Origin of the sequence: Vibrio natriegens NBRC 15636 = ATCC 14048 = DSM 759 (assembly GCF_035621455.1) — a bacterium.
In the GTDB taxonomy this organism is placed as follows: Bacteria; Pseudomonadota; Gammaproteobacteria; order Enterobacterales; family Vibrionaceae; genus Vibrio; species Vibrio natriegens.
The window spans coordinates 646,241-665,924 of the sequence record NZ_CP141823.1 but is presented as its reverse complement, the minus strand read 5'-3'; the positions used below and the strand labels follow the sequence as shown (position 1 = coordinate 665,924).

The 19,684-nt window shown below is 46.3% G+C and carries 15 protein-coding genes; 3 read left to right on the top strand and 12 right to left on the bottom strand.

Annotated elements, in window-relative coordinates; genetic code table 11:
* The gene (locus tag VER99_RS17475; RefSeq protein ID WP_020334417.1) at positions 1–3,159 is read left to right on the top strand and encodes an efflux RND transporter permease subunit; all 3,159 of its coding nucleotides are present in this window, start codon (positions 1–3) and stop codon (positions 3,157–3,159) included.
* 301 nt (positions 3,160–3,460) lie between these two features.
* On the top strand, positions 3,461–3,727 hold the full coding sequence (locus tag VER99_RS17470) for a hypothetical protein (RefSeq protein WP_014233635.1): 267 nt from the start codon (positions 3,461–3,463) through the stop codon (positions 3,725–3,727).
* 659 nt (positions 3,728–4,386) lie between these two features.
* On the opposite strand, the gene VER99_RS17465 is transcribed toward VER99_RS17470, so the two are convergent.
* The 6 genes from VER99_RS17465 to VER99_RS17440 are packed head-to-tail and all read right to left on the bottom strand — an operon-like array spanning position 4,387 to position 9,673.
* Positions 4,387–5,046 (bottom strand): HAD family hydrolase, encoded by a 660-nt coding sequence (locus VER99_RS17465; protein WP_020334418.1) that lies wholly within the window; start codon positions 5,044–5,046, stop codon positions 4,387–4,389.
* A gap of 1 nt (position 5,047) precedes the next feature.
* Entirely contained in the window at positions 5,048–6,067 is a 1,020-nt protein-coding gene (locus tag VER99_RS17460; protein ID WP_020334419.1) for an ABC transporter ATP-binding protein, read from the bottom strand.
* Positions 6,064–6,852, bottom strand: coding sequence for an ABC transporter permease (locus tag VER99_RS17455; RefSeq protein WP_020334421.1), 789 nt, complete (start codon positions 6,850–6,852; stop codon positions 6,064–6,066). The genes VER99_RS17460 and VER99_RS17455 overlap by 4 nt, the downstream gene beginning before the upstream one ends.
* Complete coding sequence (locus VER99_RS17450) at positions 6,852–7,748, bottom strand: ABC transporter permease (protein WP_020334423.1); 897 nt, start codon at positions 7,746–7,748, stop codon at positions 6,852–6,854. The genes VER99_RS17455 and VER99_RS17450 overlap by 1 nt, the downstream gene beginning before the upstream one ends.
* Positions 7,745–8,551, bottom strand: coding sequence for an alkaline phosphatase family protein (locus VER99_RS17445; protein WP_324707823.1), 807 nt, complete (start codon positions 8,549–8,551; stop codon positions 7,745–7,747). The genes VER99_RS17450 and VER99_RS17445 overlap by 4 nt, the downstream gene beginning before the upstream one ends.
* 42 nt (positions 8,552–8,593) lie before the next feature.
* Positions 8,594–9,673 (bottom strand): ABC transporter substrate-binding protein, encoded by a 1,080-nt coding sequence (locus tag VER99_RS17440; RefSeq protein ID WP_020334425.1) that lies wholly within the window; start codon positions 9,671–9,673, stop codon positions 8,594–8,596.
* A 212-nt stretch (positions 9,674–9,885) separates the two neighbouring features.
* Here VER99_RS17440 and VER99_RS17435 point away from each other — a divergent pair, with 212 nt between their 5' ends.
* Positions 9,886–10,626, top strand: a complete 741-nt coding sequence (locus tag VER99_RS17435) for a UTRA domain-containing protein (RefSeq protein WP_020334426.1) — start codon at positions 9,886–9,888, stop codon at positions 10,624–10,626.
* A 54-nt stretch (positions 10,627–10,680) separates the two neighbouring features.
* On the opposite strand, the gene VER99_RS17430 is transcribed toward VER99_RS17435, so the two are convergent.
* The 6 genes from VER99_RS17430 to VER99_RS17405 form a co-directional block, all read right to left on the bottom strand.
* Positions 10,681–12,264: a BCCT family transporter gene (locus tag VER99_RS17430; RefSeq protein WP_020334427.1), complete on the bottom strand. Its 1,584-nt coding sequence runs from the start codon at positions 12,262–12,264 to the stop codon at positions 10,681–10,683.
* 186 nt (positions 12,265–12,450) lie between these two features.
* Complete coding sequence (locus tag VER99_RS17425) at positions 12,451–12,714, bottom strand: hypothetical protein (protein WP_076633450.1); 264 nt, start codon at positions 12,712–12,714, stop codon at positions 12,451–12,453.
* A gap of 211 nt (positions 12,715–12,925) precedes the next feature.
* Positions 12,926–14,416, bottom strand: coding sequence for an efflux transporter outer membrane subunit (locus VER99_RS17420; RefSeq protein ID WP_020334430.1), 1,491 nt, complete (start codon positions 14,414–14,416; stop codon positions 12,926–12,928).
* Positions 14,413–17,475, bottom strand: coding sequence for an efflux RND transporter permease subunit (locus VER99_RS17415; RefSeq protein ID WP_020334431.1), 3,063 nt, complete (start codon positions 17,473–17,475; stop codon positions 14,413–14,415). Before VER99_RS17415 ends, VER99_RS17420 begins: the two co-directional genes overlap by 4 nt.
* Positions 17,476–17,485: 10 nt before the next feature.
* Entirely contained in the window at positions 17,486–18,568 is a 1,083-nt protein-coding gene (locus VER99_RS17410; RefSeq protein WP_020334432.1) for an efflux RND transporter periplasmic adaptor subunit, read from the bottom strand.
* A 104-nt stretch (positions 18,569–18,672) separates the two neighbouring features.
* Positions 18,673–19,554, bottom strand: coding sequence for a LysR family transcriptional regulator (locus VER99_RS17405; protein ID WP_014233649.1), 882 nt, complete (start codon positions 19,552–19,554; stop codon positions 18,673–18,675).
* Positions 19,555–19,684: the final 130 nt, after the last annotated feature.

The following is a 19,684-nucleotide window of genomic DNA, read 5'->3' as shown; positions in this document are numbered from 1 at the left end:
ATGGAAGAGACCAATCAAAAGGGCATAATTGCCTATTTTGCCAATAACCCTGTGGCCGCGAACCTGCTGATGGTGTTTATCATTGTCATGGGCATCGTGAGCTATCTATTCATTCAGAGACAGATGTTCCCTAACATCGAAGTTAACTACATTGATGTGCGCGCAACCTATCCTGGCGCCTCTCCTCAGGAAATAGAGGAGAGCATTCTAGTCAAAGTAGAAGAGTCGATAAAAGACGTTACGGGCATTAAGAAAGTCGTATCCCGAGCGAGTCGAGGCAGTGCTTATGTCTCTATTGAAGTGGATGTAAATGCTGACATCAAACGCGTGCTTGATGATGTGAATCAACGGATTGATACCTTGTCCAATTTACCTGCGGGTATGGAGCCAATTAATGTCTATCAAGTTGAGTGGCGTCAGGACGTGATTGAGATGGGGCTCGTTGGTGATAGGCCACTCGAAGAGTTAAAGCCCATCGCCAAGCAAATTGAAGATGAGCTTCTGCAACTGAAAAACGTCATGTTGGTGTATGTGAGTGCGCCTGAAGAAGAGATCGCGATTGAAGTCGATCCGCTTGTGCTGCGTAAGTACGACCTCACGTTGAGTGATGTGAGTGACGCGATTCGACGTTACTCTGCCAACTTTTCAGCGGGTGAAGTCAAAACCAACTCTGGGATGATCGCAGTACGTATTGAAAACCAGTATTACCACGGTGATGAATTCAGAAATATTCCGGTAAAGTTAGGCGCTAACGGGGCGAAAGTTCTGCTGCAGGATATTGCGACAATCAAAGATGGCTTTACTGAAGAAGAGCGTTACTTTGAATATTCGGGACAAAACGCGATTTACATGTCCGTAGAAGCGACGCGCGACCAGAATATTATTCCCGTCGCTGAGTCGGTTCATAAATACATCGAGGCGAAAAACAAAACACTGCCAAGTGACGTTCAGCTTAAGGTACTGGTCGACATGACTTATTACCTCAATGGGCGTCTCGACATGATGCTGAAAAACTTGCTTCAGGGTGCCGCTTTGGTCGCCATTATGCTGAGTATTTTCTTGCGCTTCCGCTTAGCTATGTGGGTGATGATCGGTTTACCTGTCTGTTTCCTGGGCGCGGTGATGTTAATGCCTGCCTTGGGTATTACAGTGAATATCGTCTCTCTGTTTGCCTTCATCATGGTTTTGGGGATCGTCGTCGATGATGCGATTGTGATGGGGGAAAGCGCCTACAGTGAAATTGAGGAAAAGGGCGGAGGTGTCGAAAACGTAGTCCGTGGTGTTAAACGCGTTGCGACGCCAGCGACATTTGGCGTTCTGACGACCATCGCTGTATTTGCTCCTTTCTTGCTTTCTAGCGGAATCGATAGTGCATTTTTCTACGGCATCGCGGGTGTGGTTATCTTATGTTTAGTCTTCAGCCTGATTGAATCTAAGTTGATCTTACCTGCCCACCTTGCGCACACCAATTTCAAACCTATAAAGGTTGGCGGATGGCGAGATCGCTTTAATACGCGCTTCTTCGGTTTTGTTAATGGCACTTATCGCCGTTTTGTCACCCTTTGTACTCACTGGCGTTGGAGTGTTTTCGCCATATTTTGTGGCTTACTGGCAATCAGTGCAGCGCTAGTAAACTCAAATTACGTACGCGTCATTCCTAACCCTAAAGTACCGACCGATTATCCGGCGATCACGATTGAAATGAATGATACCGTATCAAGTGAGCAAACCATTGATGCACTTAAAACCATTGAGCGTGTTATGCAGGAGGTCGAAACTCAGACCATTGAAGAGCACGGTCAGGGAATGATTCGAGATGTACTTTCTTATAACAGAAGCCGTACCGAAGGCCGAGTTTTGGTTCCGCTTGTTGACGAGGATTTGCGTCCTTTCAATACGTTCGAACTTGCGCGTCGTTGGCGTGAAGCGATGCCAACCATTCCGGGAATGAAGAGTATCAAGATTCGTGAACAGAGCGCAGGAGGTGGTGATCGAGACGAATTCGGGTATCTGTTGTTTGGCTCGAATATCAATGAGCTAAATGAAGCGGGGCGTTACTTAATTGACCGCTTGCAGCAGCAAGAAGGTCTATACGATATTTCTTCTTCGATTGATTCAGGCAGTAAAGAAGTGCTGCTTTCGCTAGCACCTGTTGCCTACGATCTCGGTTTGGATCTCACCATGATTGCTCAGCAAGTGGGTGGCAGTTTCTATGGTGGTGAAGCACAGCGATTAATCCGTGACGGCGAAGAAATCAAAGTGATGGTTCGTTATCCGCAATTAACGCGTGAAGCTTTCTCATCGCTACGCTATGCCGTGATCACAACGCCTGCAGGCAAAAAGGTCATGCTGGGGGATGTGGTGCAGATCAATGAGCAACCGGGCGTGAGTACTATTCGTCGTGAGGGTGGTTATCAGACGGTTTACGTCTATGGCTCCATTGATGAAGAGTTGGTTGAGCCAGAAGAAGTGGTGAAAATCATCGATGAAAGCATCATGCCCGATATGAAAAACCAGTACCCAAGCGTTAAAACTGAGCTAGGTGGAGACATCGAGGAGCAAGCTGCACAGCGTAACGAGCAGATTCTCTTCTTTATTGCCGGGATGATCATCGTTTACATCCTACTTGCGGTGCCACTGAAGAGTTACACGCAGCCGCTGATTGTGATGTCGGTGATCCCTTTCAGTTTGACGGGCGCGATTTGGGGGCATTTCTGGCTTGGGTTAGACATCAGTATGATGTCCACCTTTGGTCTTATTGCCGCAGCAGGTGTGGTCATCAATGACTCTCTCGTCATGACGGACTACGTAAACCAAGTTCGAGAAAAAGGGATGAATATTAAACAAGCGGTTGTTGAGGCTGGGTGTGCACGTTTTCGCGCGATTACTCTAACTTCAATCACGACGTTTGCTGGTGTTCTGCCGATTATGTTCGAGACCAGTTTACAGGCGCGCTTCGTCATTCCTATGGCGGTCGCGTTAGGCTTCGCAGTCCTTTATGCGACGATATTGACGTTAGTATTGGTGCCTTGTTTGTATCTGATGCTTGAAGATATCAAGAATATATTCAGAGCGATTAAGCGTTTTTTCTCGCGTCTGTTCGCTCGTTTCAAAAAGCAGGATGATACGTCAGAAGCTCACGTTAAAGCTTCTAACTAAAGTACTTATCTCTTCGTAACTCAAGGGCAGCTTTCGGGCTGCTCTTTTTATTTGTCTCAAATGCAATCGTGATGAAAGTACGAGATACCGCCATTTGTGCTATAGCTTTAATGAATAGAATAAAAAGAAAATATAGTCATGGTTAATTTAACACTCAGTGTGCGAAATTTACCATGATGGTTTCGGTGATGAAATGTGATTTAAAATAAGTTGCTGAAATTTAAGGGTTAAAAAGTTGGCATCGTACGTGCAATGTATAGAGCGTACCTAAAATAAACTGCTAATCCTCAAGGAGCTCGCTATGAAAAGCGTATTTTTTTCTACTCTTGGTCTTATTGCTGTAATGTCATCACCAATCGCTGCTGCTAACACTTTAGACAAGGAGGAGTGGAGCTCTGATTTGCGTCAAGACTTCTCTGCAATGAAGCACGAAGCGATAGCAGAGGTTCAGCAAATGAATATGGACGATATTGATGCTCGAGATGCACGAATCGTTAAACGTATTAAAGAAGAGCAAGCACAATTGGTAAAGGTTGCGTGCCAAAAATCAGAAGCGAGTAAGTCATAGTTTCTGAATGGCCCTTGTCAAAATAAAGAATGACTCCTAATACACGTTCAGCGCTAGATAGCAGTAGGCGCTGATCTTGTTGCTCTCTTGCCAGCTTATAAAAGCTGGCTTTTTTATGTCTATTGATAAATCGCAGACAGAAAAAAGCCCGCAAAGAACCGTCTTTGCGGGCGAAAAAGGGCACCAAATTCGGTGTCTATTCATTATGGAGATGGTCGAACATCCTTATCAAACTGACAATAGCTTGGTGAGAGGCTTACCACCAGTGCGACCAACTGCGCTAAAGTTAACATTGTTGTAATGATTGTTAAAATGTTAATTCCTCAATCAATGATTTCATTATCGTTACTTATAATTGCGAATATGTTGTTGTTCTGTATTTGGTGTGTGCCAAAACTAAGTTTCTGATAACATTTCGATTTATAAACGGTATGTTGTTTGTGTTTTTCATCTATGTGAGCACAGTTGTGTATGATGATGGGTGGTAATTCTCCTGCGCAAAGCCGCATAAATCGCTTGCTTTTGTTAACGACATGTTTTAATTCATGACGCATTCATCCAGTGGATGCTTAGGCTATTTTGCGTGAACAAAATGAGCAGCTTTTCCTGCTGCTCTTTTTGATTGGGTCAGAAGTGATAGATCGTCCAAATATGCTTATCTAATCCCAACTTAATACCGTCCAGTTTGGCTGATTCGCATGCTCTCGCAGGCGAGGGCATGGATTGACCAGATAAGCGTAGTCAGCGTGCTGACAAAGCGGCAAATCGTTGATTGAATCCGTATAAAAATGAATTTCTGAGTACAATTCTGGCTGTGCTTCTAGCCATTGTTGCAATCTGGTGACTTTGCCTTCTCGATAGCTAGGTATGCCCGAAATTGCAGCGCTGTAAGTGCCTTTTTGTTCAATCAAGTCGATCCCCAATGATGTTGGGATTCCAAGACGTTGGCCTACCGCTTCGACTAAGAAAGTCACGCTCGCGGAAATGATCACCATATCAATGCCATCTCGGGAAAGCTGTTCGATCAACGTTTTGGACTGCTTAAACTGCTTGGGTAGAATCTGTTTGTCCACGCACTCTGCAACTAACATTTTCACTTGTTCAATAGGCATGTCGGAAAGTGGTGCCATGCAAAACTCAAGGTAGTCTTCCATGTCCATTTTCCCCTCAGCGTAGAGCTTCATGAGGCGTTGATCTTCTTCGATAAAGTTGGGCTCAGTCGCGATGCCCTTCTCGACCAAAAACGCGTTCCAAATCATTGCACAGTCTGCGTTGATTAAGGTTTCGTCCATATCAAAAACATACAAAGGTTTGGACATCTTAAGCTCTCACTGGTTGAATTTCGTTTAGATTAAAGAGTAGTTCTAACTGGCTGCCATTTGCTAATAGTCGCTCAGATGAACGGTTGAGTAAATCAACGGTGAGTTCGCACTCGTTAACCTCCACCTGATAGCGAATCACATTACCCAGCAACTGGTGATTTTTGATGATACCGCTTTGTGGTGCGGAAATGTGGTTACCATACTGACGGCCTTGCTCTCTGACATATATAGATTCAGGGCGAATAGCCACTTTGCTTTGCGTATCGATATTAAAAAGCTGTTTGGCGTGGTCGGATTCCACCAGATTGTAGTGTCCCATAAAACCGGCAACAAACTCGTTGGCTGGTTGCGTGTAAATCTCTTCAGGTGTACCAGCCTGAACGATTTCCCCTTTATTCATCAGAAAGATACGATCAGACATGATCATGGCTTCTTCTTGGTCATGGGTGACGAAAATCGTGGTTAGGTTCATTTCTTTCTGGATGTCGCGAATTTGCTGACGAAGGTGCTTACGGATTTTGGCATCCAGAGCTGACAAAGGTTCGTCGAGGAGTAAAATTCGCGGCTTCACCACCAAGGCGCGTGCTAGTGCGACACGCTGACGTTGCCCACCGGAAAGTTGATGCGGGTACTGTTTTTCTTTGCCTTTCAGGTCAACCAGCTCAATCACTTTCGCCACTTCACGCTGAATGATGTCAGCGTCTAGTCTTTTCATTTTCAGGCCAAACGCAATGTTACCTTCCACCGTCATATTGGGAAACAGAGCATAAGACTGAAACACCATGCCAATGCCACGCTCCTGCGGTACTTGGTGGGTGATGTCCTCTCCGTTAACCGAAATGGTGCCACCTTCAACAGGGTTAAGCCCTGCCAGGCTGCGAAGAAGAGTGGATTTGCCACAACCACTAGGGCCAAGCAGAGTAATAAACTCGCCCTGTTCAATGCTGAATTGGATGTCTTCAAAGACCGTATTGTCACCAAAGCGTTTGGTCAGGTTTTTTGCGGTTACGTAGCTCATGATTTAGTGCCTCGACTGAAACGACTTGCCAGCCAAGTCAGTAAGAAAATAAACAGGAAATAGGTCATGACCAGCGCAGATGTAAAGTGTCCGCTTGTCTGACGCATGTTGTACAAATAGATTTGCAGGGTTTCATAGCGTGTGCCAACAAGAATATTGGCAAATACAAACTCACCGAGCAGAAAGGAGAAAGAGAGAAACAGCGACGCCATTAAGCCTTTCTTCAAGTTTGGCAAAATGATCAGCAAAAACGCTTTGGTTGTGCTTGCGCCAAGTAAATGCGCTGCGTCCATCAAGTCATGCAAATTGATGGCCTCAAAGCTGTTTGAAATCGCTCGATACATGAAAGGTAAAGCGATCGTGAAATAAGTGCCAATCAGAATCCACGGAGTGCCAATTAAGGAAATATCGCTGTTGGCATAAAGTTGCAGAAGGCCAACCGACGACACCACCGGCGGTACAGCAAACGGAAGCAAGATTAGAATGTTCATCAGCTTGTCGAGTTTTGGGAAGTAGTAAAACACCACAAAAATCGCAGGCAGAATCAGAACAACGCTCAATGCCAGAGCAGAAATACAAATAAACAGAGAACGACCAAATGCTTGCAGGAAGCGCGGGTCAGTCAACAGTTTGATGTACCAATCCAGAGTAAATCCGTCCGGTAGAATGGTCGCTCCCCAGCGGGATGAGAGCGAATAAACGAAGGTCGCAATGATTGGTACCAACATAATACCAACAATGGAGTACACCACCGTTTTGTGGAAGCGCGTATTAATGTTTTGCATTAGCTTCTACCTGCGTAGCTCTTAGTAATCAGCCATTGGTTAATCACAGTGATAAAGGCCAGCATCGTCATCAAAATAACCGAGATTGCGGCGGCGAGATTGGGCTCAAGGAACAGATCGCCCGAGACTAAGCTCGCAATGCGAATAGTAATGAGGTTGTAGTTACCGGAAGTTAACGCATACACACTGGCATAAGCACCAATGGCATTTGCGATCAGGATGATAAACGTGCCCAACAGAGCAGGAGAAAGTACGGGTAATGCGATGCGTATCCAGTATTGTGATGTCTTTGCCCCAAGTAGTGCGGCGGCCGCTTGCCAATCGTCACTTAAGGCATCGAATGCAGGGTAGAGCAGCAGTACTGCCAACGGGATCTGGAAGTAGATGTAAATCGCCATCAATCCCCATTTACCATAAAGGTCGAAATCGCCGAGCAGGCCGTATTGCTTAAGCAATAAAGTGACCGCACCATTAGTGCCCAAAATGATGATGAACGCGAACGCCAGAGGGACGCCTGCAAAGTTGCTGCTCATGTTGGTGAAGGCAATCACACCGTCGCGGATTTTTGAATCGACACGACGTAACGAAGAAACCAGTACGGTTGCCACTAGTAAACCAGCAATACTCGACCAAAATGAGAGCCACAGGCTGTTGCCGAAGGCTTGCATCATGAAGGTTGAATCAAACACTTCCAGATAATTGTCGAACGCGAACTCTTGGTCGTAAATAAAGCTGTTAATCAGCACCCAAACAATTGGTGCAAGCTGAAAAAGGTAGAAAAACAGAGCGAAAGGGGCAAGCCACAATGCAGGCTTACTCCTTTTTAACCAACAACTTATTCGACGCTGTTTCGCGCTTACGTTGTTTGATGTTGATGCGATGGCAGAACTGCTCATAGTACTAACAATTCCTGAGTGTAAGGTTTTGAGTGATCAAGGTTGAGAAGCTGGCAAACCGAGCCACAAATCTCAGTTTGCTTAACGTGACACTCTTGGTGGGTGAACATATTGCCAATCACAAACAGTGGTACTTCTCTTTCTTCTGGCAGGATGCCGCCATGAGATAAATCGTTATTCATGCCATGATCACTGGTCACAATAATCTGGTAGCCATCGGCAAGCCACTGATCGATATAGTTGGAAAGAATGATGTCTGCGCCACGCGCACAATTGCGGTATTGACGAGAATCTAAGCCGAATTTATGGCCTATATCATCAATGTTCATTGGGTGAATCAGCAAGAAATCCGGCTGATGTTCACGGCGTAAATGCTCGGCATCCAGAAACAGTGCTTCATCAGGGTACTGGTCCCAGTGATAAAAACAGCCATGTTGGATATTCAGTGTTTCATCATTGGTGAAGCGGTCGCGCACAGCGTTATACGGGGCGCGATTATAAAGTTCGCTTACCCAGTGATATGCCGCTGCTGCGGTCACTTTTCCCTGAGACTTTGCCAAACTGAAGATTGAATCCTGATTCGACAAACGAACGATATTGTTGTTGACGATGCCGCTATCAACCGGACGGACACCGGTTAGGATACATTCATAAAGTGGGCGGGACATCGAAGGCAGTTCACATTGAACCGGGTATAGTGTTGCACGTTGTTGCTCTAACAGACCGTTTAGGTAGCCCATACAATCACGGGCTACCTGATAGTTCAGTCCATCTAGAACAACAAGGATAACCTTATTGCTCATGATATTTTCTCGTTACTTCTTAGGAGAGGGGGTTGCTTAGTACTATTGCTGATGAATCAGTACGTTCTCTTGCCATTGACGTGGCAGTTTACGTGCCGATTTTTCCCATGCAGAGAAGTCCGTAACTGGTTTAGCATTCGTGTACTGGTCGTTCGAGATCAACTTGTCCTGAATGGACTTTGGTAGAGTGATGTTGCTGCGAATCGGACGTGCATAACCTTCTGCAAGGTTGATCTGGCCTTGGTCACTAAAGATGTATTCACGTGCTAGCTTCGCTGCATTTGGGTTTTTCGCGTACTTGTTGATGATGGTTGTGTAGCCCGAAATCACAGAGCCGTCTTGAGGAATGTTGACACTAAACTGGTCGCGGTCAATCTGATCACGGTAGTTCAGTGCGTTGAAATCCCACAGGATAGCCACTTCGACTTCACCTTTTTCAAGGTTTGCGATGCTTGGATCCGTAAACGACAAACGACCTTGCTTGGCTAATTTTGCAAAATACTCGATAGCTGGTGTTAAGTTTGACTCGTCACCACCATGCGCAAAGGCTGCCGCAAGTATCGCATTGTTAGCTTGCGCTGCCACACCGACATCGCCAACCGTTACTTTGTAGTCGCCTTTTAGCAGGTCATCCCAAGTTTTTGGCGCGTTTTTCACCAGATTATTGTTTGAGATGAAAGAAATTGTGCCTGTGTAAGCCAGTGCCCAGTGACCATCTTTATCTTTTGCCCAATCAGGGATGTCGTTCCAAGTGGTTGGCTTATATGGCTGCGTTACCCCTTTTTTCACTGCTACTCGCGCAAAGGCAAAACCCACATCACCAATGTCTGCGGTCGCATTTTTCTTCTCAGCTTCGAATTTAGCGATCTCCTGAGCAGAGCTCATGTCCGTATCCTGGTGCTTCAAACCGTAGTTTGATTGCAAGTCCGTCCATGTGTCTTTCCAGTTTGCCCAACTACCAGGCATACCCACACTGTAAACTGCGCCTTCTTTTTGAGCAGCTTTTACCAATGTGTCTAGGTTGGCGTCTTTTTCTTGTGTTGCGGAAAACGCAGAGGTAGATAGTGTTGCTGCAATCAGAGTGGCTGATGCTACAGCGGAACGGCTAAGCAAAGTTTTCATTGTCTCCATCCTTCTGGACTAGGTCAGTAAGTTCGATTGTTATCCTATGGGTGGAATGTGACGATTTCGCGCAGATAATTTGACAGTTATGCTGAATTTCTGTGGCAGTTATATTTCATCTGAACACAAGTTAACCAGTTGTTAGTTGTCATATTTCTGTTATCCAACTGACCTATCTTGTTCATCAAACAATCTATGGACTAGATCAGAGAATGAACATTTTGGGCTCTGCTTACTCGGGGAAACAGTCAGGTACGCAACTGGGAAAAATCAAAGCGACGCTTCGTGAACAAATTCATTCAGGCGTTATCGTACAAGGGCAAAAGTTACCGTCGGAACGTGAGTTGAGTGAGCTTTTTTCGACGACCAGAATCACCATTAAGGACGCTTTAGTTTCGTTAGAAACGGAGGGCATCATCTATCGGGAGGAGCGACGAGGCTGGTATGTTTCTCCACCGAGAGTCTGTTATAACCCCTTGTCTCGTTCTCACTTTCATCAAATGGTACGTGAACAGAATCGGATTGCTGAAACTAAATTAATCAACGTCCGGAGTGAGATGGCGTCTGGTGAATATGCCAAGGTATTAGAAGTCGAGCAGATCACGCCAACTTATATTATCGAGCGACTGCGCCATATTGATGGCCGCGCGGTACTGTTTGTAGAAAATGTCCTGAAAGCGGAATTGTTTGAGGGAATCTTATCGGAAAACCTGACCATGTCACTGACGGGCATCTATCGAGAAAAGTATGGATTCGAAACGAAACGCTCCCGATTTGATGTGATTCCGACGTCAGCGCCTGCTCATGTTGCAAAACCACTAAATCTGGCGGAAGGGCAGCCTGTTCTTAAGATCTGTCGGGTGAACTACAACCAGAATGGGGAGTTGATGGACTGCGAACTGGAGTACTGGCGCCCGGATGCGGTGAGAATCCGCATTGACAGTGTGGAGTGAGTAATAGATTCCCGATAATGTGTAAAGCGTTACCGGGAATCATCACTTAAGCGATTACGTTAAACCTTGCTCTTTCGCCATCTGCTTCGCAATACCTGGTGCTTTCCAAATGCTTGGCAATATGATCAAAGACACTGGCACTGCGGTAATTACGATGAAGGACTGCAACGCCGAGATGCCACCGGAGCCCATTGAGATCAGAGCAATGGCGACTAAGCCCATAATCAAGCCCCAGAACGCACGAATGACCGCGTTAGGTTCAGTGGAGCCTGTCATTACAACGCTGATGGTGTACGTCATTGAGTCACCAGTGGTGACAATGAAGGTCGTGGTTAAAATTAGGAACAGCACCGAAATGAGCATCGGGAATGGCAGTTCTGATGTAATTGCCAGCAATACAGCAGGAAGATTGAAACCTTCGAAAGCAGATGAAATTACACCTGGATTCTCTAGCTCAAATGCCAGACCACTACCACCAACAATACTGAACCAGAAGCAGGTAATGAGCGGTGCAGCAATGCTAATTGCCATGATCAACTGACGGATTGTGCGACCGCGAGAGATACGCGCAATAAAGATCGCCATCATTGGGCCATAACCAATAAACCAGCCCCAGAAGAAAACGGTCCACCAGCTTAACCAGTCAGCGTCACCACGGTAGAGTGCCATTGGAAAGAAGTTATCTACCAAACGGCCTATACCTTGAACATAGCCGTCGACAATAAACGTAGTTGGACCAACGAACAAAATATACCCAATCAAAACAACGGATAAGATGATATTGTAACGACTAACAATTTGAATGCCTTTACTGACGCCACTTAGCGCGGAAAGGGTGTACATCAGAATGGCAGCAATGATCACCATGCTTTGCGTAAAGAAAGTATCTGGCAATCCAAACAGAGAATTCAGTGCGTAACTGATTTGCAGGCCAAGAAAACCAATAGGACCAATCGTGCCAGCGGCTACCGCGATAATACTGCACGCATCCGCGAGGTTACCAATCCAGCCGTTGATGGCTTTATCACCTAAAACAGGGTACAGCAGAGTACGAGGTTTTAGTGGTAGACCCTTGTCGTAGTGGAGATGCATCAAAACAATAGAGGAAAGGCCACCAAGGATTGCCCAGGCTAAGAAACCCCAATGCATAAAGGACTGAGATAACGCGTTGATTGCGGCACTTTTCGGAGAGGCATCACCATAGAGTGGTGGAGCAGTAACGAAATGGGCGATAGGCTCTGCCGCTGCCCAAAAAACACCGCCACCAGCGAGTAGGGTGCAGAGTACAATCGATAGCCATTTGAAATTATCGATTTCTGGTTCCGCTAAACTTCCTAAACGTACATCACCAGTACGTCCAAAAGCGAGAGCCAAACCAATTAAGAAATTGAGAAGAAGCAATACTTGCCAGTAAGCTCCGAAATATTTTGTGGCAAAACCAAAGCCACTGTTAACCATTGCGGTTAGAGAATCAGTATTCGTCAGAGCGAGCAGAACGAACAGAGTAAGAAAGCTACCACTTAACCAAAATACAGGGTTAGTGAGTTCGAGTCGCTTAACTAGGGAAGGAGGGTGGATCGCGGCATAGTCTGCTTCCTGAACAGGAGCGTGGGAGGCGGTATTCGTCATATTTGACATAAGTACTTCGCTTTTTTGGGCTTGGAAGCCGTGTATTTCCCCTCACATCCAGTCGATGAAAAGTGTGAGGGACTTCAAAAAGCCGCAAATACTAGCACGTCAAGATTATGAATTTAACCGTAGATTTAAGTTCATTGTTGGAGCATCAGCCAAGACACTGATTTTTGGGATGGGAAGAAGCTGAAGTTAACAGGATTCTCTTAGCTTTTGATGAACGCGATAGCCTACGACATAACCGATGTAGAACAGGGCCGCGAGTGTAATTAACGCTGCGCTATAGGCGAGAGCTCGGTTAAGTCCGATGCCAAAAGCAAAGGTAAACGCTATGCCGTTGACCGCTTCCGCAGGAAAGTTATACCAAGCACCATGGACCGAGGACCCAAAAAGCAGCATTGTGCTGATTAAAAAGAGCACGCCGCCCAATAAGCCGAACCATCTGCTGTTGTTCATGTTTATTCTCAAGTGTTACCTAAGTAACGTAACAAAATATTTCAGGGAAAGTATTATATACCCAAATGACCTCAAGATGCGTGGTTATTTGGCTAGTTATCTGAGAGAACATAAATTTGTAGGGATAGATAGAGAGGCCACCGAAGCAGCCTCTTTATGAACGAATGGAGTATGATTCCAGTTAATACCAAGAATCAAGGTTGGCAGATAATCAACTTCCTGAGTTGTTTGGCGGATTGAGTGTCCAGTCCCCGCCAAGTGATTTGTAAAGTGCAATCGTTGCTTGCGCTGTTTGCAGTTTTGCCGCGACACGTTGGTCTTGCATCATTCGTTGCTGACGCTGAGCATCTAACACCGATAAATGGTCAATCAGACCAGCGCGGTAAAGTGACTTCGCCTTGCTCACTGCGTTATCCGTCGCTTTGAGGGCATCATTAACTCGACGCTGGTTCTCCTGGCTTCTGCCATAAGCAAATAGAGTTGATTCCGTTTCTGCCAATGCTGCATCCACCGTATGCTGATAAGACAATGTCGCCGAATCAAATCGTGCTTGGTTCATGGCTTCAATTGCCTCCCCGCGCCCGCCGTCAAACAAGTTCCAACTTACGCCTGCAGCACCCATCCAGCCGAAAGAGTCACTACTGAACAGATCATCAAAGCTCGATGCGGATAAGCCCGGAGCGCCCGTTAAGAAAAACTTAGGGTATTGATCGGCAATACTAGCCGCGAGTTCTTCATTCAATGCTGCCATTTCACGCTCAGCCAGACGAATATCGGTGCGGCGCTTCAATAAATCCGAGGGTAAACCGACGGGCACCATATTCTGCATGCTCGGCACACCGTGGCTTTGTGCCAAACGGGTTTCAACCTTTGTCAGAGGTTCTCCAAGGAGCACCGCAATCCGATGTTTATGCGTTTGTTGAGCAATTTCCAGCTGAGGAACAATCGCTTCCATAGCCGCGAGCGTTGCTTTCGCTTGTGCTAAATCAAGGTCAGAACCATAGCCGCTTTGCACCACTTTCTCGACCAGGTTCATGGTGCGTTTCTGATCGTCCAAGTTTGACTTCGCCAGGTCAAGGCGTTCGCTCGCACCTTGGTACTGAAGGTAGTTATGAATTAAATCCGCCGTAATCACTGTGGTTAAGCCACTTTGATAAATTTCAGCTTGCTCCAGACGAATTTGCGCTGCATTCGCTTGACGGTCAATTCGTCCAAATAAATCCATCTCCCACGAGATATTCGCTCCGGCAAAGACACCATCGTGTTGATTATCCATCAAGGTGACATTGCCAACTTGTGGCGGTAAGCCGGATACCGAATCACTTAACGGGTTTAAAATCGGGCCCAGTGACGAGTCATTCTTACTGAACTGATAATTCATATAGCCCGCGCTGAGACTGATGGTCGGCACCTTAAACGATTCCACCATCGTCTTATAGCTGTTGGCCATTTTTACACGCTCTGCGGCAACTTTAAGCGGAATACTTTGACTCTGCATATCTTGAACCAGTTGATTTAAGATTGGGTCATTAAACTCCGTCCACCAAAACTCATTAGTTTGTGACTCGGTGCTTAGCCCCGAGTCTTGGCTGTTAAGGTAAGTCTCTGCAATGCTGGTGGTTGGCCCCTGATAATCGGGACCCACCGCACAACCGGTCAAACTCAGTGCCAGAACAATTGGCGCAAGGATGAATTTTTTCATGATGACGCCTCCTGTGGCTTAGTGTTGGTTTGGGTTATTGGCTCTTTGTCCTTGTACGCAAGGCGATAAAGTGCAGGCATTACGAACAAAGACAAGACTGTTGCCGCTGCTAAACCACCGATGATGGTTGCTGCCATTTGGTCAAACAGCAGATCCGAAAGTAGCGGAATCATGCCTAGCGCGGTTGTTAGTGCGCCCATCGAGATCGCCATGGTTCGGTTCACGGTCGCTTCTTTAATCGCGTCTGACAGGTTCATACCGTTTGCTCGTTCCAGTTCTATTTGATCCATTAATACAATGCCGTTTTTAATGATCATCCCCGTCAGCGTAATCGCACCGATGATCGCCATAAAACCAAATGGTTTATCAAAACCGAGCAGAGCAAAAGCCGCCCCTGACGCTGCCAATGGCAGAGTCGCCAAGATGATGATTGGCTGCTTGAAGCCGTTAAACATTGCCACCAGAATGATCACCATGATCAGCATGGCTTTCGGTTGCTGTTTCATGATGTCCGTGACGGATTTGTTTTCGTCATAATATTCGCCGCCCCATTCCATGCTGTAGCCAGAAGGCAGTTCAATCGCTTCAATTTGATCTTTAATCGCGTTTCTAACGTTGGCTGGTGTTGACTCTCGGCTAACACCGGCCTGAACCGTTATGGTTTTCACGCGATCACGACGCCAGATCATGCTCTCTTCGGTAACGAGCTCAAAACCATCGACGATCTGACCAAGTGGAACGCTGTTGAACCCAATCAGAGAACGCACTGGCAACGTTTCTAGCGAAGCCATCGTCTGCGAAGTTCCACGTAATTGGATTGGGATAAGCTCGTCATTCAGGTTCATCTGACCCAATGGCATACCGTCAGAAGCGCGTTTCAATGCGAATGCTACGTCTGTGCGATTGATGCCAGCATGACGCATCTTGTCCTGATTCAGGATTGGCTTGAGCACTTTGCTCTCTTGTCGCCAATCGTCGCGGATGTATTTTGCGTCTGGGTGAGAGGCAAAAATGGTCTTCGCTTTTGCGGCTAATTGATGCAACACGTTCTCATCAGGGCCAGAAAAGCGGGCTTCTACAGCAAACTTGTCTTTTGTTGCGAGTTTAAGGGCGCGGAAACGAGGTTCTGCATCCGGAAACTCATTTTTAAGCCATTCATCACCGCGAGCAACTAAGCGGCTGATGCTTGGATAGTCTTTGGTATTAATCAGCACCTGGCCATATGCCGGGTCAAGTGGTTCTGGCTCTACCGTTACAGAGAAACGTGGAGCACTTGTTCCGATATAGCTTGAGATACTTTCGACTTCTGGCTGTTCGACCAGCCACTTCTCGACCTTGCGCATATCTGCTGAGGTTTGTTCGATCTTCGCACCATTTGGCAACCAGTAATCTAAGAACACAATTGAGCGATCGGATTGCGGAATGAAGTTTACTGCAACATAAGGGACCGCTAATGCCGTCGCAACGATCAGTGGAACTAACGCTGATAATGCTTTAACTGGGTTGTCGACTGTCCAAAAGACCAGTTGCTTATAACGGCTTGGTTTGGATTCTTCTTTTACCGCTTTTGGTTTCACGAACATCCAAACCATCAGCACGGTGAAGGTCATCGCCACAATCCATGAAAGCAGCAGTGAAGACGCCATAATGTAAAATACCGAGCTGGCGAATTCCGCAGAATCTGTCTTTGAGAATAGAACCGGACTGGCGCCCATTATCGCAATTACCGTTGCGCCTAATAGTGGTATCGCGGTTTCTTTGACTGAATCAATGGCTGCGCGAGTGCGTTCAATGCCTTTGTTGAGTTTCACGATCATCATATCGGTGATAACAATGGCGTTATCAACCAGCATACCCAGAGCCAGGATAAACGTACCCAGCGAAACTCGGTGCAAGTCAATGCCTGCAATGTTCATGTAGCTCAACGTCAGCAAAATTGTCAGTAGTAAGCTCGCGCCAACAATGGTTGCACTTTTAAAGCCCATAAAGACGAGCAGTACCACAAAAACAATCAGTACACTTTCAAGTAAATTACCCACGAAGTCATCAATTGATTTTTGTACTTCTTCTGGCTGATAGGCGACCGTTGAAATATCGACTCCCAGTGGAAGTGAAGCTTGGTAATTCGCAATGATGTTTTGAATCGTATCGCCAAGAGAGACCACGTTGATGCCCTCAACGGGACTAACTGCCAGTGTCACGGCTGGTTCACCGTTGTAGCGATTCTCTGACAAGGCAGGAGTTTGGTAGCCCATGGTAACATCGGCGATATCGCCTAATCGGATTAAGCCAGAGCCAAGGTCACCGGTGCCGCCATTGATCACCAAATTGCGAATGTCTTCCAGAGACTGAAACTCGCTGGTTTGCGCGATGCGAATACGTTCAGTGCCCGCATCAAATTTGCCCGCTTCAAAGGTGGTGTTTTGCGAGTTAAGCTGATTCCAAACCTGAGCAATAGACAGGCCGTACTGCGCCAGACGTTCGTCAGGCATATCAATGTTAACTACACGCGGCTGTACGCCATGCAGTTCGATTTTTTTGATCCCGTCAACGGCTTTGATTTGACGTTGTAGCTCTTCAGCGTAACGACGTAGCTCTTCTGGAGCAGCATCTTTACTGTGGATAGAGAAAAGCATGCCATACACTTCCGAGAACTCATCTTGCACAATGCTAATTTGCGCTGAAGATGGCAGTTGGAGTTTCACGTCCTCGACTTTTCGTCTCAGTAAATCCCACTGCTGAGGGAGTGCTTTGGAATTGAGGCTCTCGTTGAGGTCGACAAATACCATCGAAAGACCAGGACGTGAGAGAGAACGTAACTTATCGAGCTCAGCCATTTCCTGCAATTTGGTTTCGATGGTATCAGTGACTTGTTGCTCAACTTCTTCTGCTGAAGCGCCCGGATAGAGCGTGACAACAACGGCTGTTTTTACGGTAAAGCTCGGATCTTCCAACTTGCCTAAGTCAAAATAGGAATAGATGCCCGCAATCACACTTAATACGATGAAAAAGAGTACGAATTTGCGCTGACGAATAGCGAATTCAGCTAAATTGATCATGGATTCGTACCTATAGAGTCTTGATGGTTAGGGTTGGGGTGACGTCACCCTCGCTCAGGTAGTGGCTGCCGCTGATGACGACGTAGTCACCTTGGGCAAAATTGCCAGTGACACATGCCTGATAGGCATCGATTGATTCCAGGTTTACGGGTTCTTCGTGTACAACTTGGTCACGCACGACATTAACGTGCAGGCTGGCTTTTTCTCCCAATACGGCAGAGTAAGGGAAGCAGTGGCTGGATGCCTGTTGGGTGAAGTGAGTATTTACCGTCACCGCTTTGCCGGTAAACAAGTCGTTAGATGCCGAGTCGACATCTAACGTCACAGTATAAGTTTGTTTCAGCATGTGCTTCTTAGGGGCAATTTCACTGACAACGGCGCGATAGGATTGCTCTGTGTCATACCAGGTTAACTCTGCATCCTGACCTAAGGAGAAATCCTGAATCATGTTCTCTGGCACATCGATATCGACTTCCCAGTTTCCATCTTGTTGTAGCGTCACAACGGATAATCCCGGGCTGGTTTGCTCAAATTGCTCCACGTTGACTTCGCCAATGATGCCAGAGAACGGAGCGCGCAACTCGGTGTAACCTAGCGCGTCTTTGGCACGTTGAATGTTCTTCTCAACCACTTTCACCGATGACACACTGCGTTCATAACTGCTTACCGCACGGTCAAGGTTCACGCTTGCAATGGCATCTTCTGATGTAGCTTGTCGAACACGCTTTAACTCTGCTTTCGCTAACTTATGAGCCGATTTTGCTTCTAACATACGAGCTTCAAGTTCATCCAGCGACACTTGGTAATCATGAGGGTCAAGGCGAGCGATCACTTGTCCTTTCTCGACATGATCGCCTTTTTTTACCAATACGCTGGATAGCGTGCCCGGAACTCGGAAAGAGAGCGCCGCTATTTCTTTGGCTTCAACAATCCCACTGAATGATTTTTCCAGCGTTGCATTGTCGCCAGATACCTCAATCACCTGGATTGGTCTTGATGAAAAGGATTCCTGAAGAGGTTGTTGAGTTTGGTTACAGCCAAACAAAGCAAGAGCAACACTACTCAGTGCTGCTGTTTTGATTACGTGATTCATAAGATAGCTCCATAAGTTCGGCGCCATCTTATCGGTGAAAGGTGATTAGATAATCACGTGTGAGCATGAATCAATGTCACGAAAATCGTGACAATAAAAGCGTGCTACAGATGTTTTGGTATTTTGTTGCACAAATGCTCGATAAGTAATCGGCTCGCCTGATTCAATGTCTTAGGTTGAGGGTAAAGAAGCCAGCCGGTCTCTTTAGTGACAGAGTAGTGAGACAATACTTGTACTAAATCCCCTGATTCGAGCTCTTTTTCGACCAATACCTTGGCGATGTAGCTGATGCCTCGATCAAGAAGTGTCGAGCTTTTAATGAAGCCAATATTGTTGGAGATAAGCTTGGGACTAACCATAATATTCTGTTCTTGGAAGTGCCAATTATTATCTACAGCGCCGCTTGGCCAACGAAAACAAATCGATTGGTGTTCACTTAACTCTTCCAGAGTTGTTGGCGTGCCATGTTTCTCGAGGTATTTCGGCGACGCAACCACACAGCGATCTAAGGTCAAAATTTTACGCGCGACGATATCAGAATCAAACAATGCGCCACCATGAACAGCAATGTCCAGCCCCTGTTGGAACATATCGATAAAGCCATTAGTAATGTTGCGCACATCCAACTCGACTTGCGGATATTGATCCTGAAAATCAAACAATATGGGTTGAATCAACTCGTAGGTTTCTGGCAACAGACCTAGTTTCACCTTACCTCGTACTTCTACGCTTTCACTAGTGGCTTGTTCATTAGCGGAGTCGAGTAATGTCAGTGCTTTTTGCAGATCCTGATAATACACATCTCCTTTGTTAGTGAGTGACAAGCTTCGCGTGGTGCGGTGAAACAGTTGAGTACCAAGATGGCGTTCAAGTTCGCCAATGCGTCGACTGACATTGGCGCGTGGAAGATCGAGAGCATGTGCAGCAGCTGTAAAGCTACCGAGTTCAACCACTTTCGTGAACAGTTTTAAATCATCAACTCTCATCAGAGTACTCCAGTTTTTTAAACGTCAATTTAAACATTTATATCCAAACGACTTCAAGATGCCCGTCGTTTGGGCGTTTCCAAAGTGAGGATAATCAATAAATATTTTTGCTTTTAAAGATTAATTTATT